The 26,718-nt window shown below is 44.2% G+C and carries 30 protein-coding genes; 12 read left to right on the top strand and 18 right to left on the bottom strand.

Features of this window, described 5'->3' with window-relative positions:
• Positions 1 to 43: 43 nt before the first annotated feature.
• The 7 genes from A8L45_RS17020 to A8L45_RS16995 all read right to left on the bottom strand — a co-directional run bounded on the left by A8L45_RS17020 (position 44) and on the right by A8L45_RS16995 (position 3,506).
• Positions 44 to 277, bottom strand: a complete 234-nt coding sequence (locus A8L45_RS17020) for a hypothetical protein (protein WP_139122407.1) — start codon at positions 275 to 277, stop codon at positions 44 to 46.
• Between the two features lie 7 nt (positions 278 to 284).
• Complete coding sequence (locus tag A8L45_RS17015; RefSeq protein ID WP_068904465.1) at positions 285 to 884, bottom strand: hypothetical protein; 600 nt, start codon at positions 882 to 884, stop codon at positions 285 to 287.
• 164 nt (positions 885 to 1,048) lie between these two features.
• Positions 1,049 to 1,216: a hypothetical protein gene (locus A8L45_RS24645; protein WP_175402010.1), complete on the bottom strand. Its 168-nt coding sequence runs from the start codon at positions 1,214 to 1,216 to the stop codon at positions 1,049 to 1,051.
• A gap of 123 nt (positions 1,217 to 1,339) precedes the next feature.
• Positions 1,340 to 1,594: a KilA-N domain-containing protein gene (locus A8L45_RS17010; RefSeq protein WP_068904463.1), complete on the bottom strand. Its 255-nt coding sequence runs from the start codon at positions 1,592 to 1,594 to the stop codon at positions 1,340 to 1,342.
• Between the two features lie 293 nt (positions 1,595 to 1,887).
• Complete coding sequence (locus A8L45_RS17005; RefSeq protein ID WP_068904460.1) at positions 1,888 to 2,637, bottom strand: hypothetical protein; 750 nt, start codon at positions 2,635 to 2,637, stop codon at positions 1,888 to 1,890.
• Positions 2,638 to 2,654: 17 nt separating this feature from the next.
• Positions 2,655 to 2,879, bottom strand: coding sequence for a hypothetical protein (locus A8L45_RS17000; protein WP_068904457.1), 225 nt, complete (start codon positions 2,877 to 2,879; stop codon positions 2,655 to 2,657).
• A 339-nt stretch (positions 2,880 to 3,218) separates the two neighbouring features.
• Positions 3,219 to 3,506 (bottom strand): MarR family transcriptional regulator, encoded by a 288-nt coding sequence (locus A8L45_RS16995; RefSeq protein ID WP_068904455.1) that lies wholly within the window; start codon positions 3,504 to 3,506, stop codon positions 3,219 to 3,221.
• Between the two features lie 481 nt (positions 3,507 to 3,987).
• Here A8L45_RS16995 and A8L45_RS24640 point away from each other — a divergent pair, with 481 nt between their 5' ends.
• The 7 genes from A8L45_RS24640 (at position 3,988) to A8L45_RS16965 (ending at position 10,066) form a co-directional block, all read left to right on the top strand.
• The gene (locus A8L45_RS24640) at positions 3,988 to 4,125 is read left to right on the top strand and encodes a hypothetical protein (protein WP_175402009.1); all 138 of its coding nucleotides are present in this window, start codon (positions 3,988 to 3,990) and stop codon (positions 4,123 to 4,125) included.
• A 399-nt stretch (positions 4,126 to 4,524) separates the two neighbouring features.
• A complete protein-coding gene (sbcB, locus tag A8L45_RS16990) occupies positions 4,525 to 5,949 on the top strand; it encodes an exodeoxyribonuclease I (protein ID WP_068904453.1) in 1,425 nt (474 codons plus the stop codon).
• A gap of 132 nt (positions 5,950 to 6,081) precedes the next feature.
• Positions 6,082 to 6,591, top strand: a complete 510-nt coding sequence (locus A8L45_RS16985) for a winged helix-turn-helix domain-containing protein (RefSeq protein ID WP_245680753.1) — start codon at positions 6,082 to 6,084, stop codon at positions 6,589 to 6,591.
• Between the two features lie 78 nt (positions 6,592 to 6,669).
• On the top strand, positions 6,670 to 7,011 hold the full coding sequence (locus A8L45_RS16980; RefSeq protein ID WP_068904449.1) for a CidA/LrgA family protein: 342 nt from the start codon (positions 6,670 to 6,672) through the stop codon (positions 7,009 to 7,011).
• A gap of 2 nt (positions 7,012 to 7,013) precedes the next feature.
• Positions 7,014 to 7,700, top strand: coding sequence for an LrgB family protein (locus tag A8L45_RS16975; protein WP_068904446.1), 687 nt, complete (start codon positions 7,014 to 7,016; stop codon positions 7,698 to 7,700).
• A 149-nt stretch (positions 7,701 to 7,849) separates the two neighbouring features.
• Positions 7,850 to 8,737 carry a cytidine deaminase gene (gene cdd, locus A8L45_RS16970; protein ID WP_068904444.1) on the top strand — a complete coding sequence of 296 codons (888 nt, stop codon included), beginning with the start codon at positions 7,850 to 7,852 and terminating at the stop codon, positions 8,735 to 8,737.
• A gap of 783 nt (positions 8,738 to 9,520) precedes the next feature.
• Positions 9,521 to 10,066 carry a phosphatase PAP2 family protein gene (locus A8L45_RS16965; RefSeq protein WP_068904441.1) on the top strand — a complete coding sequence of 182 codons (546 nt, stop codon included), beginning with the start codon at positions 9,521 to 9,523 and terminating at the stop codon, positions 10,064 to 10,066.
• A gap of 99 nt (positions 10,067 to 10,165) precedes the next feature.
• Here the strand turns inward: A8L45_RS16965 and A8L45_RS16960 are convergent, their stop codons facing one another.
• Complete coding sequence (locus A8L45_RS16960; RefSeq protein ID WP_068904439.1) at positions 10,166 to 10,804, bottom strand: thiopurine S-methyltransferase; 639 nt, start codon at positions 10,802 to 10,804, stop codon at positions 10,166 to 10,168.
• Positions 10,805 to 11,015: 211 nt separating this feature from the next.
• Here A8L45_RS16960 and A8L45_RS16955 point away from each other — a divergent pair, with 211 nt between their 5' ends.
• Complete coding sequence (locus A8L45_RS16955; protein WP_068904437.1) at positions 11,016 to 11,510, top strand: hypothetical protein; 495 nt, start codon at positions 11,016 to 11,018, stop codon at positions 11,508 to 11,510.
• A 76-nt stretch (positions 11,511 to 11,586) separates the two neighbouring features.
• Here A8L45_RS16955 and A8L45_RS16950 read toward each other — a convergent pair whose 3' ends face one another.
• Together A8L45_RS16950 and A8L45_RS16945 are read right to left on the bottom strand one after the other, a co-directional pair.
• Positions 11,587 to 12,006, bottom strand: coding sequence for a hypothetical protein (locus A8L45_RS16950; protein ID WP_068904435.1), 420 nt, complete (start codon positions 12,004 to 12,006; stop codon positions 11,587 to 11,589).
• Between the two features lie 537 nt (positions 12,007 to 12,543).
• On the bottom strand, positions 12,544 to 12,927 hold the full coding sequence (locus A8L45_RS16945; protein ID WP_068904433.1) for a MarR family transcriptional regulator: 384 nt from the start codon (positions 12,925 to 12,927) through the stop codon (positions 12,544 to 12,546).
• 233 nt (positions 12,928 to 13,160) lie between these two features.
• Here A8L45_RS16945 and A8L45_RS16940 point away from each other — a divergent pair, with 233 nt between their 5' ends.
• Positions 13,161 to 13,904: a DUF2982 domain-containing protein gene (locus tag A8L45_RS16940; protein ID WP_068904431.1), complete on the top strand. Its 744-nt coding sequence runs from the start codon at positions 13,161 to 13,163 to the stop codon at positions 13,902 to 13,904.
• Here A8L45_RS16940 and A8L45_RS16935 read toward each other — a convergent pair.
• A complete protein-coding gene (locus A8L45_RS16935) occupies positions 13,867 to 14,520 on the bottom strand; it encodes an MBL fold metallo-hydrolase (protein WP_068904429.1) in 654 nt (217 codons plus the stop codon). The genes A8L45_RS16940 and A8L45_RS16935 overlap by 38 nt on opposite strands.
• A gap of 222 nt (positions 14,521 to 14,742) precedes the next feature.
• Here A8L45_RS16935 and A8L45_RS16930 point away from each other — a divergent pair, with 222 nt between their 5' ends.
• Together A8L45_RS16930 and olsF are read left to right on the top strand one after the other, a co-directional pair.
• Positions 14,743 to 15,552 carry a UDP-2,3-diacylglucosamine diphosphatase gene (locus A8L45_RS16930; RefSeq protein WP_068904427.1) on the top strand — a complete coding sequence of 270 codons (810 nt, stop codon included), beginning with the start codon at positions 14,743 to 14,745 and terminating at the stop codon, positions 15,550 to 15,552.
• Between the two features lie 26 nt (positions 15,553 to 15,578).
• Complete coding sequence (olsF, locus tag A8L45_RS16925) at positions 15,579 to 17,306, top strand: bifunctional ornithine lipid synthase OlsF (RefSeq protein WP_068904425.1); 1,728 nt, start codon at positions 15,579 to 15,581, stop codon at positions 17,304 to 17,306.
• A 148-nt stretch (positions 17,307 to 17,454) separates the two neighbouring features.
• On the opposite strand, the gene mepK is transcribed toward olsF, so the two are convergent.
• From mepK to A8L45_RS16895, 6 genes are all read right to left on the bottom strand, one after another.
• Entirely contained in the window at positions 17,455 to 18,012 is a 558-nt protein-coding gene (mepK, locus tag A8L45_RS16920; protein WP_068904424.1) for a peptidoglycan L,D-endopeptidase MepK, read from the bottom strand.
• 240 nt (positions 18,013 to 18,252) lie between these two features.
• Positions 18,253 to 19,902, bottom strand: coding sequence for a L,D-transpeptidase family protein (locus A8L45_RS16915; RefSeq protein WP_068904422.1), 1,650 nt, complete (start codon positions 19,900 to 19,902; stop codon positions 18,253 to 18,255).
• A 92-nt stretch (positions 19,903 to 19,994) separates the two neighbouring features.
• Positions 19,995 to 21,095, bottom strand: a complete 1,101-nt coding sequence (locus A8L45_RS16910; RefSeq protein WP_068904420.1) for a DUF1513 domain-containing protein — start codon at positions 21,093 to 21,095, stop codon at positions 19,995 to 19,997.
• A 1-nt stretch (position 21,096) separates the two neighbouring features.
• Positions 21,097 to 22,122, bottom strand: coding sequence for an imelysin family protein (locus A8L45_RS16905; protein WP_083228388.1), 1,026 nt, complete (start codon positions 22,120 to 22,122; stop codon positions 21,097 to 21,099).
• Positions 22,123 to 22,133: 11 nt separating this feature from the next.
• Positions 22,134 to 23,561 (bottom strand): di-heme oxidoreductase family protein, encoded by a 1,428-nt coding sequence (locus A8L45_RS16900; protein ID WP_083228387.1) that lies wholly within the window; start codon positions 23,559 to 23,561, stop codon positions 22,134 to 22,136.
• A gap of 53 nt (positions 23,562 to 23,614) precedes the next feature.
• Positions 23,615 to 24,871, bottom strand: a complete 1,257-nt coding sequence (locus A8L45_RS16895) for an imelysin family protein (RefSeq protein ID WP_068904418.1) — start codon at positions 24,869 to 24,871, stop codon at positions 23,615 to 23,617.
• A gap of 304 nt (positions 24,872 to 25,175) precedes the next feature.
• Here A8L45_RS16895 and A8L45_RS16890 point away from each other — a divergent pair, with 304 nt between their 5' ends.
• Positions 25,176 to 25,679, top strand: a complete 504-nt coding sequence (locus tag A8L45_RS16890; RefSeq protein ID WP_068904417.1) for a MarR family winged helix-turn-helix transcriptional regulator — start codon at positions 25,176 to 25,178, stop codon at positions 25,677 to 25,679.
• Between the two features lie 22 nt (positions 25,680 to 25,701).
• Here the strand turns inward: A8L45_RS16890 and A8L45_RS16885 are convergent, their stop codons facing one another.
• A complete protein-coding gene (locus tag A8L45_RS16885) occupies positions 25,702 to 26,595 on the bottom strand; it encodes a DMT family transporter (RefSeq protein WP_068904415.1) in 894 nt (297 codons plus the stop codon).
• Between the last annotated feature and the right edge of the window lie 123 nt (positions 26,596 to 26,718).

Raw genomic sequence — 26,718 nt, 5'->3', positions numbered from 1 at the left:
TTCATATGATGATTAACCATTTATCGTCAGCCTTGGCTTTAGCTCACTCTGAAGAAAAACCGAAACCAGAAAGAAGGGCAGCACCGCTGCCCTTTTTAGTACCCTGCCCTCGACGCTGGCTAGCCACTGCGGCGAGTTCTGAGAGCTTTCCGGTTGCGACTTCGATAATGCGGCGGTAATCCTTGGCGTTGAAGTAGCCGGGCTCTTCGATGAGTTTTCCTACGCCACTTAACTCAAACAGCATAGACTCAATCAGATGGTGTTGTAATAAGGTCAAAGTTCACTTAGTTCCAAACTTTTTCTTGTACTCCAAAGTAGCAAACTGAATTTATTATCTCGTCGCTTAGTTTCGAAAAATCCACATCTAATTTAAGTTTATGACAACTCGATAATACTAAGTCATCAGGGCTATTAATCCCTTTAGGATTTTTAATAATCTTATATGTTATACTGCGCGGAGACTTAAAACCTACCTTTGTAAAACCAACATAAATATCACCTTTATATTTTGATAATGTGCCAATCATAGTGTTGATATTTTTATTCTGATTTCTGACCAAGTACTTTAAATCATCCTCTTCTAGTTTATAATATTCTTTTCCCTCACGACTAAACGTGGCTAAGAGTCGCACTGAAACTCCATAAATTACTTCTTCAATATCAACTTTTTCATTCATCACTTGGTCTAAATTTAACTGCCAATTGAGAATCATGAATCCATTTTCTTTGAATAGTTTTGAGTTCAAAAAGCAATAAGGCTTGTCAGAATGTTGGTTACAGCTCAAATCTTTTATAATCTGTTCTTGTTTTAACTCAACAAAGGTATCAGAAAAACAACTTGAGGAATAAATTAATAAAAAAAAAGCCAGATTTAAATAATGCATGTTAGAGTCACCTACAATTTAAATTTATCATCTAAAATGAATTTATTTTCGATTATACCATAGTTGCCAAATACCAAATCATTGTAGTCAGCTTCAATGTGAATTTTATTTTGACGCCAAAACGAACAAGGGCAGCACCGCTACCCTTTCCCAATACCCTACCCTCAACGCTGGCTAGCCATTCCGGTAAGTTCTGACAGCTTTCCGGTTGCGACTTGAATAATGCGGCGGTAGTCATCGACGTTGAAAAAGTCGGGTTCTTTTAACACTTGGTAAATATTGTTTGGCTCAACCACGAAACATTCAGGGGAGACAACTTGGGTGCTAACCACTTGCCCTTACTCTATCGACACTAACATTCTCATGCGTGGAGGCTGGGCGATGGTTGGTGTTTTGGGAGTGTTTTGCAGGCTATCGAATGCCCGAATGACTTGCAGGTGAAACTTGGCGCTAATTCACATGGCATAGGCATAAACCAGTTCTCTACATACCCAAGTGCCCTGATTCTTTCCGCCTCTGTTTGCTTCATAGGCGTTGCTCAGATCTGAGCATCGACCAATTTCATCAATTAATTCTTGTGTGGTATCCAACCGGATAAAGTTGGCAGGTTTGTGGCTTGAACTACCTCCGCTGGCTTTATGGAGATCATTCAAAGAGAAAAGGCTTCCAATTGTTCTGATAGTGCAATTGAGAATAGACATGTTCGGCATAATAGCCTCCTGTTGATTCTTGCGATTTCTCGCCAACAGTGAGACCAACCACTGGTGGCGAGCTGAGTGAGATTGGTCTTACCGCCAACAGGTGCGGCGCGCCGAAGCGCTCTCACCCAGCCCACCATTGAGATGTGCGGATGCTACGTACAAAAAAACCAGCAGAAAGCTGGCGTATATACGCCTGTTGTTTGCGGGAGACCAACCCCGGCACCGGATTTTGCCAGTGCTTTTTTACGATAAGACAATAAGGGATTGGTTGCAATAGATGAAATGAATATCGGTTAATGAATTTACTCAATTGACCACTTCATACGATAGTAGTCTTTGACTCTATCATATGCTGCGTGAAGGTTTTGGAACGCCTTCCCATTGATTGCTAAGTCACCAATTTCAATATCCCTCTGCGCATCAAATCGATAATAAAATTGGCGATATGTGGTTGCAAGTTGCGGCACACAGATAGTGTGAGCGGTCTTGAGATAACAATTTAATGCCTCCTTATATTCGATTAGAACTTCAGGAGTATCTTTTGGTTTACCGAAACTATGAACTGATTTTGTGCTGACGCCTGAAATGAAGTCTGCAGCCAAACTAAAATCGATTAATGCTCTCCTCTTCTTTTGAGTCTCTTGCCATTCTTTTTCTAATTCTGCTTTATCGAACGATGCATATACTTCATCTTCATCTTCATCTTCATCTTCAATAGCACAGTGATATTGATGAATAATGTTTTCGATCATAAATCCATACATATCAGAGAACATATAGCATTTGTAATGAATCTCATCCAAGTTCTCAACAACTTCAATATCTCTTTGATAGCTCTGTGGTTTTGTAATCTGATGTATCCATTTCTGATAAGAGCTATATGCGACAAAGCATGCAGTGACTGTCGCAATACCGGATAAGATCTGAACTGAATCCAGCAGTAACTTCACAAGACCAACCTTTGGGTCATTAATAGTGGTACCAAGGTAGAAAAAAAAAGTGATGATGAAAAAAAGTAAAGAGGCTTTCACTTTGTCTTGTCGTTGGCTCATCGTTTCTAAACGCTCATCTATTTATCCAAACCTGTTTGATAACCAAACATTTTTTTAAGCCTTGGTTGAATGAAAACTGCACTTAGTATTGATAGAGGTATTGCTGCATACATGAAGACCTCTTCTATCAAACCACTGAATAATCGTTCAGAAGCTACAGCAATTGAAGCAGCAATGATTGCTGTAGATGCAATCGTCAATAGCCATGTAACCAACCAGAAAAAGAAATCTTTCCAACTCATATTTACTCAACTCCAAACATGTAGAGCTTAAACTCTAACCTATATGTTTGTGTGCAGGAAATTTTTGGAAAGTATTTAGTCAGCGCAAAATGTCAGAAAAAAATTACAAAAAAACACAGGACAACCGCAGTTTGGGCACGGTATGCGGGTGGGTTTTCCTTAATAGCCGCGTTCTATTAAATAAGTCACCACAAACGAGGATACGTAAAGTGCAAAATTTATTGAAAACTTCATCAGCAATCTTGGCGATAGCAGAGTGCATTGTATGGGGCACCGTTATTACCCCACCCAGTGAAGTTGTTCGATACATAGAGGTCGTTTTAGATTCAAGGAGAGCAATCACCCCAAGCAATAAAGATAAGTCAGCCCACCAAAGCGAGACGACTCCGAGCGCCTGACCAGATAGGTTTTCTCAAATAACCGTTTGAGTAATGTACTGGCAAAGGACGTGGAGATCTCACAGCGGTTAGCTATCTCATAAGGGGTGACAGTCTCACCCCTTTTTATCGATTCAAGCACCCTCAGTTGCGTTTTGCTGAGCCTTACCCGGTTAACCTGTTGTGGTACCTCTCGGGCGATTTCTGACAATCTGGGGGCTATGGGTGCGGTATTCGGGTTATTTTTCATAGATTAAGTTCATTTGCTTGGATTTATCCAAGATCCCATATAAGGTTCTGAATTTAATGGAAAATATGAGGGATTAGCGATCTATCGAGACAGGTTCAAAACAGGTTGCGCAGCAGGATTTTAACCACAAATGATAGGCTTCAAGCGCTTTTTTCTTCCTTAACTCCATATGGCTATGAATATAGGCTTGATCGAGTTTGTCTCTAGCGTGGTTCAGTAGCAACTCACAGACAATGTAATCAACACCAATGTTCTACCAAATCGACCTCGCCCGTTTTCTAAGGTCATGGGCTGACCATGCTTTACCCGATACAGACTTCACCCAATCAATCGCCAGCGAACCATACAGCGGTTGGTTATTTCTCAGTGAAACTGTGAATACATACTCCCCCTCATCACCTAAGGCAATATGTCAGTCCCCGTATTCCGTATTATTACAACGTGAACAACTGGACTTTCCTCTGGCGGACTCCCACTTAACATGCCAAGTGATCAGCTCATCTACCATGTTGAATTTGTTGCAACTCACCACTTCCCTTTGGCAATGTTAACCGTGGTTGCGCTTACTAACGTCATCACATCCTTGGCCTGTATTGCGGGGCATGTACCGATCCGGTAGCTGTGTTGTTTGCCATCCTGATACCGATAAAACCACCATGTGCCGCCGGAACGCTCGGCATTAAATCGCAGGTATTGTGAGATGCGAATATCTTAAAGCTATCTTCCCCACAGAAGGGCTTAACACCAGATATCCCCGGATATTAGAGTGATTTTCGTCTTTGAGTTGAGAGTATTTAACGTAGCTATCTGATTTTGATGGCAGATACTGCTTTATCGGTTACACTGATAACCTAAATCCCAAATTTTCTGGACACACCACGTCGGCAAAAGAACAAAAGCGTTGATGTGTGACCATGCTTTATCAATTCCGTTGCTTTATGGAATGACATCATTACATATGGCAAGCCATTAATTTATAAGAGGTTATTCCTCTTTCATAGGTTATTTTTTTCGACCCATGACAAACTCAGAACAGCCAACATTCTTCTTTTTCGATTATGAAACTTTCGGAACCAGTCCGGCGCTAGACAGACCCTGTCAGTTTGCGGGTGTCCGAACGGATCAGGATTTTAATATTATTGGTGAGCCACTGGTGATTTATTGTCAGCCTCCCAATGATTACCTCCCGCAACCTGAGGCCTGCCTAATCACAGGTATTACGCCGCAAACAGCCGTATCTCGCGGCCTGCCAGAGCCAGAGTTTATTGCTAAAATTCATGAGCAATTTTCCGTTCCTGGAACGTGCGCTGTCGGTTACAACAACATACGTTTTGACGATGAAGTTACCCGTTACACTCTTTATAGAAACTTTTTCGATCCTTACAGGTGGAGTTGGCAAAATGGCAATTCCCGCTGGGACTTGCTTGATGCAATGCGCGCCTGTTTTGCCTTGCGGCCAGATGGCATAAACTGGCCAGTAGACGATGAGGGACGGAACAGCTTTAAGCTTGAAAACCTGTCAGTAGCCAATGGTATTGAACACAGCAATGCCCACGATGCGATGGCTGATGTTGTTGCCACTATTGAGATGGCAAAGCTGATGAAAAAAGCTCAGCCAAGGTTGTTTGATTATTTATATCAACATCGACATAAAAACAAACTGACGCCGCTGATAGATGTTGTCTCAATGAAACCTCTCGTCCATGTCTCTGGCATGTTTGGTGTAGACCGAGGAAACACCAGTTGGGTGGTTCCCGCTGCTTGGCACCCAGACAATAAAAATGCAGTCATTGCGATTGATTTGGCTTGTGACCCTTCACCACTGATTGATTTAGACTCAGAGACGCTGAGAAAACGCCTTTACACTAAGAGATCTGAACTGGGCCCTGATGAGCTTCCCGTACCGATAAAACTCATTCATATCAATAAGTGCCCAGTACTGGCGGAGGCGAAGACACTGCGCCCGGAAGATGCTGCCCGGCTCAATATTGATCGTCAACGCTGTCTGGACAATCTCAAAAAAATTCAGGCTCACCCAGAGATTCGGGAAAAACTTTTAGCCCTCTATACGGAGGCTAATCGTTATGAGTCGTCTGGAAATGTAGACACACTTCTTTATGACAGTTTCTTTTCTACGGCTGATAAATCCACCATGGAAATTATTCGCGAGACGTCACCAGAGAACCTTGCCGGCTTTGAGCTTAATGTGTCAGATAAACGCATTGCACCTCTTCTGTTTAGGTATCGTGCGAGAAATTTCCCTTGGACACTCTCTGATGACGAGCAACAAAAATGGCATCACCATCGTCGGGATTATTTTGAAGAAAATTTACCCGCGATGATGACGAATCTTGAGGAACTAGCAGAAAGGTATCAAGACGATAGTCACAAGCTTGCGATTCTGAAGTCGGTTTATCATTATGTTGAGTCTTTAGTCAGTTAGGTTGCCTGAAAAACTGTCCACTTTTCCGTGTCTTAAGGTGTAGAAAGTTCATAAATTTCTCATTCTGTGCATTTGAATTTTTGTGAATTGCGTCCACACTTTTAATAAACGCACTTGAGATTGGAAAAGCAGATGACCACAAAAGTAAACAGCCGTTGCTACCGCTTCTCCGGCGTCGTCTTTGAACCAGAAAGTCGGTCGCTAATTTGGAGCGATAGTAGTGTTACTACTCTGAGCTATGAAGAATGCCGTTTATTGGAAATGCTGTGCCACCACGCAGGTGAGGTAATATCATCGAGGGTGCTGTTTGCTTCAACAACGTTATCTGATTCTTCGTATTCTCAGCATCAGAATACATTGTGCTCTCTGTTGGGCAAATCATATCGTGATGGTGAGAAGGTGTTGCCGCTGGATATGGTCGGAGATTTTGGATACCGAGTGTCGCTGCCACAGCGCACCTACCAAAAAAGTCATCCCCCAGCAGCGGTATCTGACGAACAGGCTGAGGCTGTTGATTTGGCCTTATCGCCACCGGTGGTTGAAGAACAAAAAGAATCGAGCCATATCTTAGGAAAAGCAAGTGCGTTGCTTATCTGTCTCGGTGTCTTTGGCTTCCTGCTCTACACTCTGCATACAATTTGATGATCTTGATCTGATTTTTCTATGAAAGGCCATTATTTATATCTAAAATAATGGCCTTTTCGTAATCGGGTTTAACACGTGGACAAGATTGCTGGTTTTCTCATCATTGCTGCGTTCTATTTTGTAGGTAACGCACTTTCTGTTGCTCTTTCTCTTCCTATTCCTAGCAGTATCGTTGGCATGTTATTACTGCTCCTAATGTTAAGCAGCGGCATCATCCCTGCCCGGCTGGTGCGAAGCGGTTGTACTGCTCTCATCGGCATTATGCCTCTCTTTTTCATCCCTGCCTCTATGGGACTCATTAATCATTTCGAAACCTTCAAAACGCACTTTTTCTCGCTTATCGGCTCTACCGTGATCAGTACCATTCTTGTACTTGTGGTTGTCGCTATTGTGATTGACAGAAAGGCGAAGGATTAATTATGTGGCTACTATCAACCATCGCGGTGTATTTTATCGCGCGTACTATCGCCTTACGGGTCAAACATCCCCTGTGCAATCCTATATTCATTGCCCTGGCCGTTCTCATGACAGGTCTCAGCCTTACAGACACCAGTTATGCGGTTTATTTTGAGCAGAATGAAGTGCTTCATGCACTCCTTGGACCGGCAATTGTGGCGATGGCCTATCCTGTGTATGAACAGTTGCCCACGATACGCCGATATTGGAAAGTAATTTTCCTTGCCTGTATGACAGCGAGTGTTTTATCAATGGCAATTGGTGCAGGACTCGCTTTATTTATCAGTGACAACTTGGTGATCATGGCCAGTGTGCTACCTAAATCTATATCGACACCATTCGCGTTGAGCGTTTCGGAACACATTGGAGGCGTCGCCTCTATCACGTCGGCGTTGGTTATTGTTGCTGGCTTGTTAGGTGCGATGTTTGCCTATCCTATCTTCAACTGGTTGAAAATAAAGTCGCCACTGGCACGAGGTTTAGCTATTGGTGCCGTCTCTCATGCCATAGGGACTGCAAAGGCGGCAGAGTCCGATTACAAAGAGGGCGCGATGAGTTCTCTGGCTTTGGTACTGTGCGGAATCATTACATCTGTCCTGTCGCCGTTATTTTTTGCACTATTCACTTGGTTAACAACCACCCCAATGTGAAACGGTTAACATGTAATCGAATTCATGAGAGATCACTTCAATTTGAAAGATAAACATATCTATTACATATTAAATGTGATTTTAGTTGTTTATTTTCAGCCAAACATGCGGCTAGAATGATCTCCCATATAACAAATACCGGAATGGATATGCGAGCCAGCATTAAACAAGCAATTGCGGTACTGCCTGAATCACTAAAACAGGCAGTAGAAGACATTGTTGTCCGACCTGATTTCGATGCAACTATAAGTGCAGATACTTTCTCTTCATTGCTAACACTCAGTGGCCTCTCTGATAATGAGCTACGTGTTGCTCTCTTGCCTATCGCTGCTGCTTACTCTGTTTGTCCTCTTTCTAAATTTTATGTTGGTGCTATTGCACGTGGTCTTTCTGGCACACTGTATTTTGGCGCTAATTTTGAAATACCAGGTGTTCAGCTTGGCCAAACTATTCATGCAGAGCAATCGTCAATCAGCCATGCATGGGTTAAAGGCGAAGAGGGTATTATTGATATCACAGTCAATGAAAGCCCATGCGGCCACTGTCGTCAGTTCATGAATGAGCTGAACACAGCAAAGAACCTAAAAATTCAGTTACCAGGGCGAAGTGAAAAGCCGCTGCATTTTTATCTGCCTGAGGACTTTGGTCCAGCGGATCTTGACGTTAAAGATGGCCTGATGACCCCCGTTGACCATGGATTAACTCACGAGGTCACCGAACCACTTTTGATATCGGCTATTGAAGCAGCCAATCGGAGCCATGCTCCTTACACGAGAAACCTGAGTGGTATCGCGATAAAAACGCGCTCAGGAAAGATTTATCAGGGATTTTACGCTGAGAATGCCGCATTTAACCCTAGCCTTCCGCCTCTTCAGGTTGCCATTATCAACATGACGATGGCGGGTGAAAAACTCGATAGTATTGAAGAGGCTGCACTTGTAGAAAGTGGTGATAGTCTGATGAATCATCTGGCTTGCACGCAATCAAGCTTAGAAGCGATTAACCCTGACATCCCCCTGTCTTATCTCTCTCTGTAAATCATTTCAACCGCTGCGCCTGACTTATGGGCGCAGCAGTGATACTCCAATATCTCAAAGCCTGCATATGAGCTTTTGATTTCATCAAAACCACATCAATCCTCCTCGCACTTGAGTGTTTTGGCGACGCATCGAATTCTATCGATCAGTAGAAATCGCTAACATCTATCACATTCATATCACCGCGCTCAAGCCACCCCCTTTTTGTGTGCCAATTCCAAGTGGACGCTTATCCATCCCACTTACACCAGCCTATCCGTTGTCACCTAAAACAACATCTAGGATCGTCTGTTTACGTCTGAAGAGTATTATTGCCCAACTAATATTTAAAATTTTATCCAAAATATAAACTAACAAACTATTAACAGAATACACTTTTTAGTGAAATGCACCGTCATTTATTTGACGGAAGGTAATGAATATAAATTTATTTAAAATATTTTTTCCACTTAAAAAAATATATATTTATTCACTAATAAGAAGGTGTACAAATTCTAACCATAATAGAAAATAATCATATCTAACAGTGAGTTAAAATAATATTTACTTGGAATACATTTAAATTTCCATTCATCAACGATAAAAAACAATGTTCTTTTAAAAATTAGATACGCATCTAAATAATTTTTTTAGTGTCGAAATATGTATTTTTACGAGGTATAGTGCACACCACAACGCGCTTGATGAGTATGAGAAACACTTATTAAGCAGGCTAATTTTAATAGAATTCCACTTTGAACATGAATGACTCCAATAGGGGTCAACTTCTGTTGAGGAAACACAATGAAAAACTACGTCGTCGCATCAGCATTGGCTGCAAGTATGGTAATCACTCCTATGGCTCATGCAAAAAGTGACTCCCTGACCCGAACTGGAGACATCACTCAGATCGCGGTACCAGTTGGTGCAGGAATCATCTCACTGATGAAAGACGATACGGAAGGTTTCTTTCAACTCGCAGAAGGTGCACTTTACACTGCAGCAGCGACTCATACCCTTAAAGCTGTGGTAGATGCTCCACGCCCAGACGGCAGCTCTAACAACTCATTCCCATCCGGTCATACCTCAGCCGCTGCACAAGGCGCTGCTTATCTTCAATTCCGCTATGGCTGGGAGTACGGTGTTCCCGCTTACGCATTAACGGCACTGGTTGGATATTCACGAGTTCAAGCAAAACGTCACTACTGGCGCGACGTTGCAGCAGGTGCAGCGATTGCAACGGGTATTCAATACGCAGTGACTGAATTAGGTTATTCAGCGACGGGTACTTACGTAATGCCATATTTTAATGGCGATGCAGTGGGTGTTACTGCGAACGTAAAATTTTAATCTGCCCTATTATCTCGCATGATATAAAAAAGGCCGTCTTAGTAGACGGCCTTTTTTATAAAAATTTCAATATTCTAGCGTGAATCATCAGTAAACAGGTCACCGCTTAATTATTAACCATGCTTGTTCTGAGAAATTGCTGATCTCGCGATTTTTTGGCGCTTGGGCGTCAAAATCAGTGTTTAAGAGGGTAATGTCACACCCAGAAAATCTTTGTCTCACCTCGTCCTCAGACACACTGAATGGAGGACCATCCATCTCATCCTGTGGGTAATTAAGAGTGATCAGTAATATTCTTCCGCCAGATTTTAATACAGATAACAGTCTCTCAACGTAAGCTGCTCTCATTGTTTCTGGCATTGCAATTAGCGCTGCACGATCGTAGATGAGAGAAAACTCGCCCACAGGTGCTGAAAAGTAATCTCCGCAATAAATGGACACCTCATCAAACTTATACAAGGTTTGTCCTGCGGATAAGTTGGTGACCATTGGCGTGTATAGATGCTCTGAGAAGTATGCCCGAGTAGCGATTTCGCTCAATTCAACTCCCACTACCTCTTCATGTTGGGCAGACAGCCAAGTCAAATCGACAGATTTACCACAAAGCGGTACAAACACCCTCTCCTCTCTTTTTGGCGATAGCGTGTGCCAAAAATTTGTCAGCATGGGGTGTGTATCATTTAGGTTAAATCCAATTCGGTTTTCTGCCCAGCGACTGTGCCAGAATTCAGCATCCATTAAGTGTGCCCTATCTTAATTCGTCAAATACCCCTAGATCATATCAGCTAAGTGGCCTCGAAATAAATCTCAAATCCTCATGTATTTACAACGGGCTGCAGACGGCTCTTTTTGATGAAGATCGCGAAAAGATTTTTTAGGGACTTGAAATCACTTATCGTTGAATCTACTGTATACACATACAGCACTGTGTGAATGAACAGGAAATGTTATGAAATATTCAGCACTCTCCCAACAACAGCGATTTGGTTTTGACTCGTATGACGTCGAATTTAACTGGTATGCAAACACAGGAAAATCATTATCGAACCGCACTCAGCATTCGGTATGTTCATTCACAAAACCACTTATTTCTGAGCCTGTTGTTATCCACAAACACCAGTTGCTCATTCAGTATCTTAAAACGATTCAAACAGACGCAAAGCCGAAGAGATGGATCACCATCATCGAGCCACCTGCGAGCTTCAATGCCCTTTTACTTGCCCATAGTGGAATAGATAAGTTGCGAATCAGGATTGCACGTAAACATCCCAGACACAATAAAACTACAATGCTTTCAAAAGCGCTCGATACCAATACTTCAGATGCCATCATCGTCTTCGGCAAGCTTGAGGAAGCAGATCGTGGAAAAATTACTGAGGCATGTTCACGAACGGATACGCGGGTATTTGTACTTGAGGGTCTGAACTCTTCACTTTTACATTGAGTTCAGACAAATGTAACGGAGAGAGAAGATTATCATCTCTCTCCAAATGCGGGGCTGTCGACCCGGCAATGTGCAACTACAGTTTGGGCACTTCGAGGCACACTTTCAAAGTGTCTGTGTTCCCCGGAAACATGCGTATATCAGCATTACTCTTCTTAACGAGGTCTGCGACTTCAACGTCATCAAGTGGATATGGCAGGTAAATGTTGAGGCAGCTTATCCTTCTCTCTCTTGCTATTTCAATGAGCCTCAGCAAATTGTCCTTATCACTGAACTGGGGGGATATGGTTCGATATATAGCCTCAGCTATCGATGGTGTCGGATCCTCTATGTTGTCATTGGGCTCACCACGGTTAAGCCATTGCATGAGTCCCGAAATCTGGTGACTGAATACATCTGACAGCTTCCATTCGGACCGTTCAGCTCTACAAAGAAACTGTGCGTAGTCAAAGCTGAAGCTAGTCGCTTCTGTTTGTTGAGTTTTTCGACCAATCACTTGCTATCACCTAACAATTTGCAACCAGTATTACCATATATTGAATTGTCTTCCTAAATGGATAAAAAATTCCAGAAGTTTATACTCGATCAAAGACAAAATAGATCTAAAAGACAGCTAAACGGGATAAAGTTTTTTATATAAAACAAACATTAAACAAAATGACTACTTTTTTAACAATCCCTATGTGCCATGTGATTTTCATGCCGCAGCTTTTTTACCGTAAATTTTTGAAGCAGCATAAGCCTCTCATATAATGATAGCGGCATCTCGCCTAGCCACTGACATATAACCTTAGTATTTATGTAGACTTTGAGGTTGTCTTAATTAAGAGTATTTTTGAGATTTCACACGATAAAAAGAAAGGCAAAATACGGTGTAGCGTTTTTGGTGAAAAATTGAATAGCTTACGAAAGGCGATTTTTGAGTAGGCTCGTTGATAGATTTCAGAGCTTTGTGAAGTTTGAACAAACAGAGCATTAGAAAAACAAAAACCAGCAATAATGCTGGTTTTTGTTTTACAGGAGGGGCTTATCATTAAAGTGCTTTGTAGATCACTTTGTTTCCAGCGAGCTGTACACGCTCAACTTTACCGCCTTCTGCAAGCTTCTTGAGAGCACCAGTTGCCCAAGACGCTGCTTTGCTGTCCTCTTGTCCTGCTTCGAGACCAATTCCTTTTGGATTGATACCTTCCGGACTATTTCGGACAATGTCCAACACTTGCTGCTGTTTAGGCGTCAGGCCTGCATCGGATGCTGCTGGAGCAATAGTTTTTTCAACAACAGGTTTAGCAGCGGTTACCACTTTGGTCGCCGATTTTGTCGAAACGGCTTTTTTTACCTTCAGCGTCGCGTCACGAGAAGTGGTTTGAATACGCTTCTTTAGCTTAAGCTGAACTTTACGTTTGTGAGAGATTTTCATTAAATCGTCCTACTCCGTTGCACTACCTTCAGTATTCTGAATGCAGCGGGGTCTAAAACAAGTCGGCTTTTATAACAAAAATTGTCGTACAGTTGTAGTCTAAAACGGGTACTTATGGATAAACAACGCAATATCGTTTTATTTTCGAACCACTAGGCAGTGTCATTTCGCCATACTCAAGAAAATGATCTCCTTTTTGTTCACTGGAGTATGTTAAAAAAGGGATTTTAACAATGAGTAGACCGTTGCTTATATTTCATAATCAAGGAAAAGCGTCGAAGAACGCGACGATTGCGGTGTGTATTATCGGCATCGCACTGTCGGCGGTGCTGCTTGCTAATCCGAGCATTGCTTTTGCCACAGGCCTTATCGTCTTCATGATCGTCCTCTCCCTCTCTGGGTACATTGTGTACCTACTGAATCAACCGACCCTCACGTTCTCGTTCTCAGAGATGCATCTGCAGCATCACACGCCAAAAGGAGGGTGGTTATTGAGATGGTCAGATATTCGAGAAGTCGGTATCCCTGCACTTGCAGCCGGTGGCTGGAACCACACACTGCCGTGGATGGGAATCCGCATAAACGACTATGATGCGTTTCTTGACAGCATCAGCTTTCGACTTGCCAGTGAGATCATCATGGAGCAGCGGGGACTCTTACTGAGCGCTTATCGTCATCGGGATGAAAAGGACATGTCAGCGATCGAAGACATGATATTTGATGATAAGCCTTATCACACATTATCTGGCAAAGAGTACAAAGGCCTCGTAGCAATGCTCGCAAACAGAATGGCCTACAACCGTTCTTTACTGGGGTATGATGTTTTCGTCAGCGAAGATGTCATGGACAGACCATTGCAGGACTTTGTTGGATTGACCCGCCGCTATTTAGCAGCAGCAGCAGGTCTAGAGAGCATACCCGAAGAGGATATTGTGAGGCTCAAGCAGTTGGCATCCGATCGGCAACATAAGGATTAAATTCCCTCTCATTACCAAACGTTGATTCTGGGCCATGACCTGGAATGAAGTGTATATCATCACCCAAAGGTAACAGTTTCTCACGAATTGAGTTCACCAACGTCGCGTGGTCGCCCTGCGGAAAGTCTGTTCTGCCGATGCTGCCGTAAAAAAGAACATCGCCAACCCAGGCCAGCTGATCGTCAAAGCTAATAAATACGATGTGACCCGGCGTATGACCCGGTGCATGAATCACCGACAGCTTGCTTTGGCCCAACATAAACTCCTCACCGCCTTCAAACCAGCGATCAGGTGAAAATGAATCAGTATGCGGAAAACCAAACATCTGACTTTGCGTAGGTAATCCCTGTAACCAAAAATCATCTTGCTTGGAAGGACCCCAGATAGGCACTTGCAGTGCATCTGTCATTGTTTTTGTCCCGCCCACATGGTCCAAATGGCCATGAGTAAGAAGAATAAACTTCACGTCGATTCCGAGTTCTTCGATCCGATTCAGTAGCTTGTCAGCATCACCGCCCGGATCGACAACTGCCCCCTCATTCGTCTGGTCGCACCAGATAATCGAACAGTTTTGTTGAAAGGCTGTGACAGGGACGACTTCATATTTCAATGCCATCTTAATTCCCACGAAATATAAAACGAGTAAGAGCTCGAGAATAACAGGTAAACCATGAGCCGTCGTCTAAAAACTCTTTGTAAGTCATGAAAAAGACAACTTTCTGCAATCAGTCATTCATTTCACTGACAAACCTTATTCACAACTTGGGTTTAGTTTGTATTGCATCTAAAAGCAAATCGATCACTTTGCTCATTTAATGATAAGGACCAACCAAGAACTATGAAGGTCAAATCAGTTCGTACAATCTGGATCTCTGATCTCCACTTGGGTAATAAAGACTGCAAGGCTGCATATCTCCTCGACTTCCTCAAAAATCATGACGCCGAAACCATTGTTCTCGTGGGCGATATCATTGATCTATGGTCATTGAGCTCTTCCCACTACTGGCCTGAAAGCCATAACCAGGTCATTTCGGCCCTGCTTGAACGAGCCCACAATGGCTGTCGTCTCGTGTATGTCCCCGGTAACCACGATGCCTCAGTCCGAAACTTTGTGAAATTTGATTTCGGTAAAGTCGAAGTCCGCTCGCGTTACACCCATACCTCTGCAGCAGGTAAGAAAATTTTAGCGATGCATGGTGATGAATTTGATACTGCCGTCTGCCACAGTCGTCTGACTTCAATAGCGGGTGACGTTGGCTACGATCTGCTCCTATTTATTAATCGCTGGTGGACGAGAATGCGCAACAAAATGGGGTTCTCATACTGGTCGCTCGCCACATACATAAAATCAAAAGTGAAAACAGCAAACATCGCAATTTCCCGCTTCGAAAATGCCGTCGCTCAGTTTGGCCGTAAAAAGGGAGTCGATGCCATTGTCTGTGGTCACATCCATCACCCAGCCGTAAAGATGATGGACGACATTCTTTATCTTAATGATGGCGACTGGATCGAAAACTGCACGGCTCTGGTTGAGGACTTCGATGGACACATCCAGCTATTACGCTGGACAGAAACGTGCTCTGTATTAATCAACGCGCCACAACTTGCGAATCAATCAGTGAAGAAACACGCTGATAAAGCAGCCTGATCGGGCCAGAAAACAAGGTAAAGAAAATGTTCGACATCAACAAAGTATTGGACACCAATTATCCGCAAATTGCACAGAAGCCATGGCTTGCTAAACCCGTTAGCTCAACATTAAGCAAGTTACTTAATCAGAGAGCTTTTCAGGAGTTTGCCGAGCAATATCCTCATCTTAAAGGCTTTGAATTTATAGAACAGGTGCTCGAATACTTTAATTTCAGTTATATGACGAGCGATCTGGAGCGGGAGCGTATTCCCAGTACAGGACGAGTGGTGATCATTGCCAATCATCCCATCGGCAGTCTTGATGGCCTTGCACTTCTCAAACTGGTAAGAGAGATTCGTCCAGATGTTAAGGCCATAGCCAATAACCTCTTAATGCAAATCGGTCCGATGCAGAGTTGCCTTCTGCCCGTTAATAACATGCAGGGACAAACGCCAAAAGATAACTTACGCAAGATAGACCAATGGTTAAATGAAGAGGGAGCGTTAATCATTTTTCCAGCAGGAGAAGTGTCTCGACTTGCCCCTACGGGTGTCAAGGACGGTAAATGGAATTCTGGCTTTTTACGCATTGCCAGTAAAACCCAGTCACCGATACTTCCTATTCATGTCGATGGTCGTAATTCAGCCATGTTTTACGGTGCATCAATGGTGTATAAACCGCTCTCCACCTTACTGTTGGTTCGCGAGATGTTTGCTCAGGAAGACAATAAGATTAAGCTCACCATCGGCGAGGCCATTCCTCATAGTAGCTACAGCAAAACGTCAAATCTTGATATCAAAGCGCGCGTCAAACTGTTTTATAAACATCTCTACCAAATCGGTAAGAACCGAAAGGGCGTCTTTCCTACAGAATCTGCCATCGCATCCCCTGAGTCTCGCCTCTCACTTCGTGATGAATTGAGGGAAAGTGAGCTACTCGGCAATACTCCCGACGGTAAAGAGATCTATCTCCACATTTATAATAAAGAGTCCGCAGTAATGCGTGAGATCGGACGGTTGAGAGAGGTGTCGTTTAGAGCCGTTGGCGAAGGTACAGGGAGAAGACGTGATATAGACAAGTACGATGAACACTACTTTCACCTTGTACTCTGGGACCCAGAACTACATGACATTGTTGGTGCTTACCGCTTTTGTGATACTCAGGCGATTATCAGCCAATATGGCATGAAGTATGTGTACACAAATACGTTATTCGATTTCGATGAGGGAATGCAGCCCTATCTTAACTCGGGTTTAGAGTTGGGACGGAGTTTTGTTCAGCCAAAATATTGGGGAAAACGCAGTCTGGATTATCTTTGGATGGGCATAGGGGCATTTCTGGCAAAACATCCCCACTACCGCTATTTGTTTGGTCCAGTCACGATAAGCAATTCACTACCGGCACCAGCTAAGGAACTGTTGATCCTTTTTTATCAGACATACTTTGGTTCAGACGAGGGCATAGCAAGGTCCAAACGGCCATTTCACTTTGATAAGAATAATGAACACGAGCTCGCCAGTCACTTTGTAGGCGATGACTATGACTCAGACCTTAAAAAACTCAAAATGTTACTCGACCACATGGGTACCAGCATTCCCACGCTGTATAAACAATACAGTGAGATATGCGAACCGGGCGGTGTCACTTTCCTTGATTTCAGCGTAGACCCGGATTTTGCTGACTGTATTGATGGGCTTGTTGTGGTTGATCTAACTCAGCTAAAGAATAAAAAGCGGAAACGATATATCGAGCGTCATCAGACAAACGACTGATATCAACACTGAGTCTTAGCAATTTAATGATAAAAGCGCCCCGTTGGCGCTTTTATTGTGAGTGAAAATGAACAATGCAGACTTTAGTTACTTTTATTAACGAACGCCATCATTGCGACCTCTTTACCTTCATTATCCTGTAGGTGAGTTAGCCCCAGTGCCTTACCGGGCCGGTATCAATATGGATAAAGTGGCTGCGGGAATAATAGCCAACCCCACCAGCTTTCAATGACATGGCTGCCTTTCTTAACTTTTTAAGAGGTACTCCCTCAATCATAAAGTCAATCGCCTGCCCTTTGATATGGTAGCTATGCAAAGCCTGCCCTCCCCCACGTCGTCGTAACATATCATTCGTTTTTTTCGAGCGATAACCAGACAGAATAATACAGGGGTTGGAAGACCCCACCAGCGCCTTAATCGCAACCAACTGATCGTAGAGTTTAGGGTCAAGAGCTATTGCTTCATTGCGCCGAAAATCTCGACAAAGATGATTAAACGAATCTAAGACCGATGGCACGTAGTTATTACCATCAAAGTAACAATCACTTACAGCTTCATTTGTATGAGCATTTACCAGTGACAACTCTCGGGTACCAAAATTAGTGACATGCTGCGCCCAACCAGTTGACGGTAGCAACAAGGTACCTGCTGTCAGGGCAGCGCCTGACATGACAAATTTCCGACGGTAAGGGTTGAAGTCAGTCATATTCACTCATGTTTAAAAAACGAGACAAAGTGTCGAATCTTCTACACTACTCTTTTGTGAGATGGCGCACTTTATAGGCAAAAAATGAACAGGTCAAACAGTGTTCACTGCTTAAAAAGCACTCAAAAATGACTTTGTAAAGGGAATCAGGATCTTGGGCGTTTTTAGCCAAATTTAAAAATCTGACTCGGGATCAAAAAGTGATTGAGGCGGTCTGCCTAAGACCGCCAAAGGAGAGGTTTAAAGCTTATTCTGTGTCAGGAGAGCGGGAGGCCAATCGAGTTGATGATGTTCAAATGCCGGGGCAACATCGTACTTATATACATCATCCCTAAATTCTACATTGCCGGCAGCATTTACCCATGCTGTCTGATATATCGCATGCACATCAAATTTGCGCTTGAGTGAAATGAATTTAGTTGTGAAAGACTTTTGATATCGTTGGTAGCTAGCACTGTCCAAACCTGAGTGATTTAGCACCAGTTCTGCTAGCTCATTGGATTGTTCCACCCGTATACAACCGGAACTGAACGCTCGCATGCCTTCATTAAACAGGCTTTTAGATGGCGTATCATGTAAATATATTGCGTTGTTATTCGGGATGTTAAATTTAACCAAACCCAAAGCATTCTTTTTCCCCGGGGCTTGTTGCAGTCGATAAGGAAAAGTATGGGGCTTGTAAGTGGCCCAATCTATCTGATCGATCGGGATTTCTTTCGATTTATACCAACCGTCTAATATGCGATAACGGTTTTTCTTCAGGTACTCCAGGTCTTTTCTTGCTTTCGGCAGGATATCTTTCCGCATGATCTTCACAGGTACGTTCCAGTGCGGATTAAATACGACCGAATCCATATGAGCGTTGAAAAGTGGGGTTTTTCTGCTAGGCCTTCCCACTACCACCTTGCTACTTAATGCTACTTTTTTGTCGATCCATAAGTTCATTTCGTAACCGGGAATGTTTACGTAAATTACCCTGTCACGGTCACTCGGCCACAACCTCATCCTCTCCATGTTAAGAGCAAGGATCTTAATTCTCTCATTCACCGTTTTATTGAGCCACTTTCGGGTCTGATCGCCTATGACACCGTCTGCTTTTAGCCCATGACGGGACTGGAAAAGCTCTACTGCAGCGCGTAATTCTGGACCGTATTTTTCATCGCCATTAATAATTAATGAACGCGCCACTGGGATATCAAGCACCCCGTGTCTCATCAAGCTGGTGATTAACGCCTCAGGTTGTTTTAGCCTGACACCGGGCTTGATCAAACCTTTCTGATTGAACAATGGCCAGTGAAGCGGTTCAAGCTCTTGAAAACCGATAATAGCTTTGACCATCGCCCAATACTGTTCGGGTTCTGGCCGCAAAGCGTCGATGAAGGGATAAAGGTTTTTTCTGTCAATATCGTTAACCAGCTGAGATATCTGCTGGAAGCCCGGCAGCGGCATTTCTATGTCTACCCCTCTGCCGAATAACCACCGTTTACCATTTTCAGCAATCAAACTGTTGTAACTCATCAGCGCGAGTAAACTGTCAGTGGCGAAGACATCGTAAATTTTCCAATCAGAGGCAAGTCTGGCGTCTTGTAAAACGGTCGCACGCCATTCGAATTCTTTGCTGATACCAGATAGTGAAATGACATTGATTTGCGTTTCAAGCTCATCTCTTGCCATCGGGTTGCTCCATAAGGGCTGGTCTGAGAATCGCTCGTAGAGGGTGGAGAGAAATTTTTTGTGTGCCAGATGACCGACTTCCTGCTCAACATCAGCTAACCAAGGTCGTTCGTTGAGAGGCTCAATATTCTCGCCATATGGTTGGGAAGCCAAAGTGATTGAACTTATGCTCAAAAAAGCGACGAGTGTCCAGAATTTCAAACTTAAAAGCGACATGTATCACCCCCCTTCTATGTATTAATTATGGCAAAGAAGGGGGGCTATAAGAATCTAAATTTTATGTAACTGACAAAACAGTCACTTAATTCTCATATCAGATTCATTACTGTCCAGTGATTATCCCACAATACGTCTGAGGCCTTATATTCTGTAGCATTACCAGGTGATATAGAGACAATTTTCCCGCTGCCTGAGCTCAAGGCAACTGTCTCTTTTATCTGCACAGCACCCGATGCATCAAGCAGTGGTTTTAATGCGATAAGCTTGCCCGATTCTAATGACCAGATCCCGAAACAGTTTCCTCTCGGAGACGTCGCGTATATATATTTTTCTGTACAGGCAATACTAGCAATGTAGTGATTAAATCTATCCCATTGCTCGGGTTCTGCAACAAGCTGCTGATATCCTTGACCGGGGCGATATATTGCAACCATTGGTACTGAATTTACGCTGTCTCCACGATATTGCTGACCAGTAACAATTTCCCCATGTGGGCCAGCAGCAAGATGGCGGATACTCAGGTGGTGATCAGGAAGGCTATGACTTTCTCTCACCTCACCAGAATGCCGATCCATCAGAATAAGCGCAGGTTTCATCGTTTCGGTATTGAGGGGCTCCCTGCCATAAGTGTGCACACCACCGACAGCAACAGCCAGCGTTGAATCATCCACCAGCACAACTTCATGAGGGCCAATACCAAAGTCAGTGAACTCACCGACTTTCTTTATCGCACCATTATTGTCTGGCTGATAAATGCCTATCACGCCTTTACTGGTATTGGCCTCGCCTTCAGTCGCATAAAGTAAACCGTCACTGGCTACCGCGCCATGGCCATAAAAGTAACGATCCGTATCTGCGGTGTAGAGTTCTTTTGGATCTCCGGTTCTCCAATTGAAAACTTGTATGTATTCGCCGGGGCGGCGGGCAAAAACGAAACCTAGGTCCCCTTTCTTATCAACCGCAATACCATGCCCTCTTGCTGGCAACGGCATACTATAAACTTGGTGACCATTTTCATCAGCTGCACAAATGCAGTAACGGCCCGATGGCTCTCTTGCACTGCCTAGAAAAAGCGTGTCACTGGCCTCTGTCATTTCACAGCCAGACAATAGAGATATACCCGGGGCTAGAGACATCGCCGCCAGCGATGATTTCATCAGCTGGCGGCGGGTTAGTTGAATATCTGACATTTTAGTCTCCGTCAGTTGAGTTGAAACCAACAACCACTCCCAACAGTGGTGCTGCTTCATCGCTCAGTGCCAACTGGATATATTCAAGATTATTAAAAACAGTAAGCAATGAGCGATACCCGTCCACGCTTGACAACAAACTTTTCATCCCTGGTTGTTGAGGAATACTCTCAAGCGCAGTGTCCCAATGCTCGTCGATACGATTCGCGAGATCATCGGCTCCTCTTTGCACCAATAATTCCCGAAGGTCAGCATCGTAAAGCACCTTCATGCTGCTGACACTGTCCCTGAGAAAGTTCAGGGACTGAGCCGAGCGCCATGCTTCCGCTTGGAAAGGCTTGGATAAACCCGGTTTACCAAGCGGCATCGACAACTTTTTCATTACCCTGTCCAATTGATGGCTGAGTGCTGAAAGGCTGTTTTTGACCTGTGCTTTATCATTAGCACCAGAGAATGGATTAACAGCCCAAGCTCCATGATACTGCTTTGCCGTTGATGACAGATAGGTTGATATCTGAGACGCCAGTGCACAGTTTTTGCTGTCGGTTATATTTGATGCTTTATCAAACAGTAGCCATTCCAAAGCTCCCAGCCCTTGTACCGCGACACTTTGTGAAGCCATTTGACCTTGTGTCAGTATCTTTTCTTCCTTCAGCAGCTGGCGTAATTTGCGGCCTGTTGTGTTCTTTTTATCTGGGTAGAACTGAATCTGCCAGCTCAAAGATAATAGTTGTTCTGATCCCATATCGATACCCTGCAGAGGCATCCATGCACTCATAGACTGCTGCCAGCCTGTTCTCAGCGCGTCAACACCAGCCTGTTCCGGAGCTCGACAAAAATCCTCAACTTGTTTAGCCAGAGCTTCTGTTTTGTTCTGAAACAATGATGACGCGCTTTTCTGATTCTGCCAAAGAGGTTGGTTAGGCTGCTTATCTTCAACAAACTGGCAACCTGAAAGGTGGGAGGCTGCAAATAGGATAGCTGGTAATGTTGCCAGTTTAGGCATATTTTGAATTTGGTTAACCATGGATATTACCCTTATAGAGATTTAAGAAAGGCCACCAGGTCTTCCCGCTGTTGTTTGGACATTTTGAGAACCTTTTTCTTACTGAATTCCGCTTCACCACCGTGCCACAGAATCGCTTCCATCTCATCACGGGCTCTACCGTCATGCAAATAGAATGAATGATTGTTAACCTCTTCCGTATACCCCATTCCCCAAAGTGGCGGCGTACGCCATTCGCGACCATCAGCAATAAACTCTCCGTGTTCATCAGCCAGTCCATCCCCCATGTCATGAAGCAGCAAGTCAGTGTAGGGATGAATAGTCTGTTTGCTCAAAGCAGGACGATCACTTCTCACACCTGTAACGATTGTCGGACGATGACAACTACCACATCCGGCATCAGCAAACAGTCCCTCCCCTCGCTGAACTTCGGGACGATCAAAGTAACGTCGAGCTGGCACGGCAAGATGTTGGCTGTAGAATTCGACGAATTTCATTACTTTATCAGTGACTTCTGGCTCTCCGCCGTCAGGCAAAGTCTGACAACTTTCCTGAGCCGATGTACAGTTTTCACTCGGGAAGATTCGACTGGTTAAACCAAGATCGCCGTTGAAGGCGGCGGCATTTTGCTGCATCAGTGTTGGTTGGCTCGCCTTCCATCCAAAGCGACCGACGGCAGTCTGCTGTTTCTCAACGTCCCAGACTTGATTTGGCCTTCCTGATACGCCATTACCTGCTTTCTTTTGCTCATCAGCAATTTCCAGCAACGTCTCGGCGTCTATCGATTCAAGGAGTCCCAATCCAATCATTGGTGGCGCGACTCTTGCCGATATCCTTGTATCAGAATGAAGGTTTCCATAAGCCAGATCTTTCAGTTCAATGACTGGTTTACGCAACTCTACCTGAGTACCATCAGCAAAGGTTTCAATAACTTTGCTGTATGTTACTTTCACTTTTGCTTCGGGCTCAGCACCGGGAATCGAAAAATCCTGAATCTGTCCGCCATAGTTCGGCTCGGGTAAGTGCCCATGGCGAAGTAGCTGCATTTTTTCTTCTGGAGTCATAGCCGGAACGCTGAGTCTGACTAGCATAGACACCGAGTTGATTTCTCCCGCCCTTGGAGGGTGGCCACGTCCATCCTTTATGTGGCAGTTCTGACAACCGTTGGTGTTGAACAATGGCCCCAGACCATCTCTGGCGTCAGTTGTTGACGGCGCAATGATCCACGGATTTCTAAAAAAACTGTTACCAACACTGAAGTCGAGGCGCGATAACATGGGTAAGTTGGCAGCAGGTTGAGAAAACGCATTTGCACCAGTTGTTTTTGTTGTTGTATTGCCACCTGACTTTGCAGGGTTGTATGACTTAACTGACGCCTCGTTGGCATTAGCAGAATGTGAGATCAACAGTGAGCAAAGCAGAAAAACGGGCAGATTGATAGGTGTGTTCGTGTTGCTCATTTATTATCCAGTAAATAAAAAAGGCCCCGAAACGGGGCCAGATAAAACAATCCTTAGAATGTGTGATCAGCAGTATCAGGGCTCAGGTTGTCGATACCAACAATCGATGCAACTTGCTCAATGCTACGGGTTTGCTGAACAAGTGCCGTGATCGCAGTATTTACCAGTTGATGTCCCGCTTTGTTACCAGATGCAATCAGCTGGTCAAAATGTTGGTCTTTCTTCTCGGCAGACTCAACAAGAGCGAACACTTTTGAACGGGCATTGTCGAAGTCACGCATGATTGTCTTCGCGCTGCCAGCGTCTTTTTCTTTCACGATATCAAGCAGTGATGGACCGGTAAGTACAGAGCCGTCTGCACGTGAGTAGCTGCCAGTCAGCACGTTGTAGATACCTTGCTCGTTGTAGTAGTGCGAGTTGTGCGTGTTATCAGAGAAGCAATCATGCTCATCTTCTGTCGAGTTCGCTTCAAGTGCAACCTTCATGCGCTCGCCAGCCAGTTCGCCCAATGAGAGCGAACCCATGCCAAATAGCATCTTTCTCAAACCGTCTTTCGCAGGTTCAGCCAGCAGCTTGCTGCGGTAGTTGCCTTTAATTTCTTTCGACCACTGGCCTTCCATCCAAGAAAGATCTTTAACCAGCAATTGAGAAGCGGCTTTCAGGTACTCGCCACGGCGATCACAGTTACCGTTCGTACACGCGGAACCTTTTGCATAGTCGGTGTAAGAACGCTCACCTGCGCCAGACTTGGTGCCGTTCAGATCTTGTCCCCACAGCAGAAACTCGATCGCGTGATATCCGGTTGCAACATTTGCTTCTGAGCCACCCAATTCGTTCAACGAAGCTAGAAGCTCTGGGGTGATCTCGGTAACATCCAGTTTTTCAGTACCCACTTGTACTGACTTGTTACCAACGATGTTAGCAACTGCGCCCGCGTTACCCAGCTCATACTGGTAGTCATTAGCAACGTAATCAATCAGGCCCTCGTCCAGTGGCCATGCGTTGAGCTGACCTTCCCAGTCATCAACGATGCCATTGCCGAAACGGAACACTTCAGATTGCTGATAAGGTACTCGTGACGCAAGCCAAGCCGTCTTAGCGGCTTCGAGTGTTTTTTCTGACGGTGACGCAACAAACTTGTTTATCGCTGAGTCAAGTGATTCAGCTGTTGTGTGTGCATCAGAAAAAACAGCGTGGGCAAGGTCAGCATAATGTGAAACTACTTGTTTATCAGAGGCGGCAAAAGCGTTAGCTGTAAAAAGTGAGGCCGCTACGGATGCAGCAACAAGCGTTCGGGAGTACGTTTTCATAACTCTTCCTTGTATAATGTCTGCTTAAATGTGGAGACGCAAATAATAGTGATTCTCATTATTACACTCATACGGAACCGTTTTCAATGAATGAGAGTTGAATTTGGTTTTCGTTTGATTATTTCGCGACCTAATGTCTATTTTCGAACCAATTTATTCACCACCGAAAAGATAATTCTAATTTTGCGCTCAAATGGTTCGCAATTTATACAATTAAGCCTATTTAAAATAAAAAATAGATGACGGAACATTCAAAAAAAGGCTTAATTCACTCACCATCAAGCATTTTTTCTGGAGACAATCGATGGAGAAACACGAAGAGGTACTGGTGGCACTGAGACAAATTATTCGTGCTATCGACATACACTCTCGTCAACTAAACAAAGATACGGGTCTTACTGGCCCACAGCTTGTATTGATGAAAGCGATAAAAGAGTTAGGTGAAGTCACTATTAAACAATTATCAATACATACCAATATGAGTCAGGCGACAGCGACAACCATCCTTGACCGTTTAGAGAAGCGAGGCTTTGTTCATAGAGTCCGTAGCCAAATTGACAAACGAAAGGTACACGCACATCTAACAGAATCAGGCCAGAAGGCAATGACACAGGCTCCTCGTTTATTGCAGGACAGTTTTATCTCGAGATTTCAGAATCTTGAGCAATGGGAGCAAAGCCTTCTCCTGTCGTCAATTCAACGCATATCGTCGATGATGAACGCCGAAAACATCGACGCTGCACCGCTGCTTGAAGTTCAGGAACTCACCGACCCTCTTTTGAGCAGCCCAGCGACAAGAAGTCGGTAATTAATTTACTCCCGCGAACGGATCACATGCTTTGCGCTCGCCACTTTTTCAGCCTAGATTCTAATGCACCAACGGCGAGCGCTGTTCCTGAAAAAATGATGGTGGCGCCTATCATCATTCTTGGCGTCACACTCTCACCCAAGAAGATCGCGCCCCATATCGTTGCGAAAATTGGAATGATATATGTAACAGTCGTGGCATTGGCTGGACTTGTCCTTTCCAACAGTCTAAAAAACAAGAGAAAAGCTAATCCTGTACACAAGGCACCGAGTAAAAACGCTGCGGTCCATGAGGGCATGGATACAGGGGTGTCAGGCCAGAAATAAAGCCCCATGGGTATCAATGATAATGAGGCACTGAACAAGCTACCCGTGGCAACCGCGAGAGATGGAACGCCAACAAGATAACGCTTGGTATAGCTGGCTGATAATCCGTACATAAATGTGGCGATAATAATCGCAATGACAGACCAACCGAATCCACTGTCCTTGAATTCAAGCTTGTCCCAAACAAGTATGATCACACCAAGAAAACCTATCAACAAACCCATAATACGACTCCTGGATAAAGAGTCATTGAGCCAAAGCATTGCAATGAGTGCCCCCCATATAGGTGTAGAGGCGTTAAGTATTGACGCAAAACCACCTGTGACAGACAACATGGCATAAGAAAGAAAAACAAAAGGAATGGCAGAACTCATCACTCCAACGGTAAAAATATGCCGCCAATGTGCTTTCAACGCACTGAACTGTCTGGAGATAAACAAAAAGGGAAGGAGCACCAAAGCGGCCACCGACACCCGAATGAACACCAGAGAGAAGGGCCCAAAGTCAGAGACTGAATAACGGGTAAAAATAAAGGATGCTCCCCATAATGCAGCGAGTAAAACCAGTATCGAAATATCCCGGTACGTCATACTTTCCCCTAGTTGATGATATGGTTTATATCAGGCTGGTACAGCCGACTGCGAAGTGGACACATTTAGAAATTGTGCGTTGTTTTTCGGTGTAATCACATCAGAGTTCCACTGATTTTTCGT

Source organism: Veronia pacifica (assembly GCF_001707825.1).
In the GTDB taxonomy this organism is placed as follows: Bacteria; Pseudomonadota; Gammaproteobacteria; order Enterobacterales; family Vibrionaceae; genus Veronia; species Veronia pacifica.
This window is presented reverse-complemented; position numbering and strand designations above follow the sequence as displayed.

What these genes read in the sequence shown, in the direction of transcription:
- A8L45_RS17015 (WP_068904465.1), bottom strand. Translation starts at nt 884, where the DNA reads ATGCATTATTTAAATCTGGCTTTTTTTTTATTAATTTATTCCTCAAGT.
- A8L45_RS17010 (WP_068904463.1), bottom strand. Translation starts at nt 1,594, where the DNA reads ATGCCGAACATGTCTATTCTCAATTGCACTATCAGAACAATTGGAAGC.
- A8L45_RS17005 (WP_068904460.1), bottom strand. Translation starts at nt 2,637, where the DNA reads ATGAGCCAACGACAAGACAAAGTGAAAGCCTCTTTACTTTTTTTCATC.
- A8L45_RS17000 (WP_068904457.1), bottom strand. Translation starts at nt 2,879, where the DNA reads ATGAGTTGGAAAGATTTCTTTTTCTGGTTGGTTACATGGCTATTGACG.
- A8L45_RS16995 (WP_068904455.1), bottom strand. Translation starts at nt 3,506, where the DNA reads ATGAAAAATAACCCGAATACCGCACCCATAGCCCCCAGATTGTCAGAA.
- A8L45_RS24640 (WP_175402009.1), top strand. Translation starts at nt 3,988, where the DNA reads ATGCCAAGTGATCAGCTCATCTACCATGTTGAATTTGTTGCAACTCAC.
- sbcB (WP_068904453.1), top strand. Translation starts at nt 4,525, where the DNA reads ATGACAAACTCAGAACAGCCAACATTCTTCTTTTTCGATTATGAAACT.
- A8L45_RS16985 (WP_245680753.1), top strand. Translation starts at nt 6,082, where the DNA reads ATGACCACAAAAGTAAACAGCCGTTGCTACCGCTTCTCCGGCGTCGTC.
- A8L45_RS16975 (WP_068904446.1), top strand. Translation starts at nt 7,014, where the DNA reads ATGTGGCTACTATCAACCATCGCGGTGTATTTTATCGCGCGTACTATC.
- cdd (WP_068904444.1), top strand. Translation starts at nt 7,850, where the DNA reads ATGCGAGCCAGCATTAAACAAGCAATTGCGGTACTGCCTGAATCACTA.
- A8L45_RS16965 (WP_068904441.1), top strand. Translation starts at nt 9,521, where the DNA reads ATGAAAAACTACGTCGTCGCATCAGCATTGGCTGCAAGTATGGTAATC.
- A8L45_RS16960 (WP_068904439.1), bottom strand. Translation starts at nt 10,804, where the DNA reads ATGGATGCTGAATTCTGGCACAGTCGCTGGGCAGAAAACCGAATTGGA.
- A8L45_RS16955 (WP_068904437.1), top strand. Translation starts at nt 11,016, where the DNA reads ATGAAATATTCAGCACTCTCCCAACAACAGCGATTTGGTTTTGACTCG.
- A8L45_RS16945 (WP_068904433.1), bottom strand. Translation starts at nt 12,927, where the DNA reads ATGAAAATCTCTCACAAACGTAAAGTTCAGCTTAAGCTAAAGAAGCGT.
- A8L45_RS16940 (WP_068904431.1), top strand. Translation starts at nt 13,161, where the DNA reads ATGAGTAGACCGTTGCTTATATTTCATAATCAAGGAAAAGCGTCGAAG.
- A8L45_RS16935 (WP_068904429.1), bottom strand. Translation starts at nt 14,520, where the DNA reads ATGGCATTGAAATATGAAGTCGTCCCTGTCACAGCCTTTCAACAAAAC.
- A8L45_RS16930 (WP_068904427.1), top strand. Translation starts at nt 14,743, where the DNA reads ATGAAGGTCAAATCAGTTCGTACAATCTGGATCTCTGATCTCCACTTG.
- olsF (WP_068904425.1), top strand. Translation starts at nt 15,579, where the DNA reads ATGTTCGACATCAACAAAGTATTGGACACCAATTATCCGCAAATTGCA.
- mepK (WP_068904424.1), bottom strand. Translation starts at nt 18,012, where the DNA reads ATGACTGACTTCAACCCTTACCGTCGGAAATTTGTCATGTCAGGCGCT.
- A8L45_RS16915 (WP_068904422.1), bottom strand. Translation starts at nt 19,902, where the DNA reads ATGTCGCTTTTAAGTTTGAAATTCTGGACACTCGTCGCTTTTTTGAGC.
- A8L45_RS16910 (WP_068904420.1), bottom strand. Translation starts at nt 21,095, where the DNA reads ATGTCAGATATTCAACTAACCCGCCGCCAGCTGATGAAATCATCGCTG.
- A8L45_RS16905 (WP_083228388.1), bottom strand. Translation starts at nt 22,122, where the DNA reads ATGGTTAACCAAATTCAAAATATGCCTAAACTGGCAACATTACCAGCT.
- A8L45_RS16900 (WP_083228387.1), bottom strand. Translation starts at nt 23,561, where the DNA reads ATGAGCAACACGAACACACCTATCAATCTGCCCGTTTTTCTGCTTTGC.
- A8L45_RS16895 (WP_068904418.1), bottom strand. Translation starts at nt 24,871, where the DNA reads ATGAAAACGTACTCCCGAACGCTTGTTGCTGCATCCGTAGCGGCCTCA.
- A8L45_RS16890 (WP_068904417.1), top strand. Translation starts at nt 25,176, where the DNA reads ATGGAGAAACACGAAGAGGTACTGGTGGCACTGAGACAAATTATTCGT.
- A8L45_RS16885 (WP_068904415.1), bottom strand. Translation starts at nt 26,595, where the DNA reads ATGACGTACCGGGATATTTCGATACTGGTTTTACTCGCTGCATTATGG.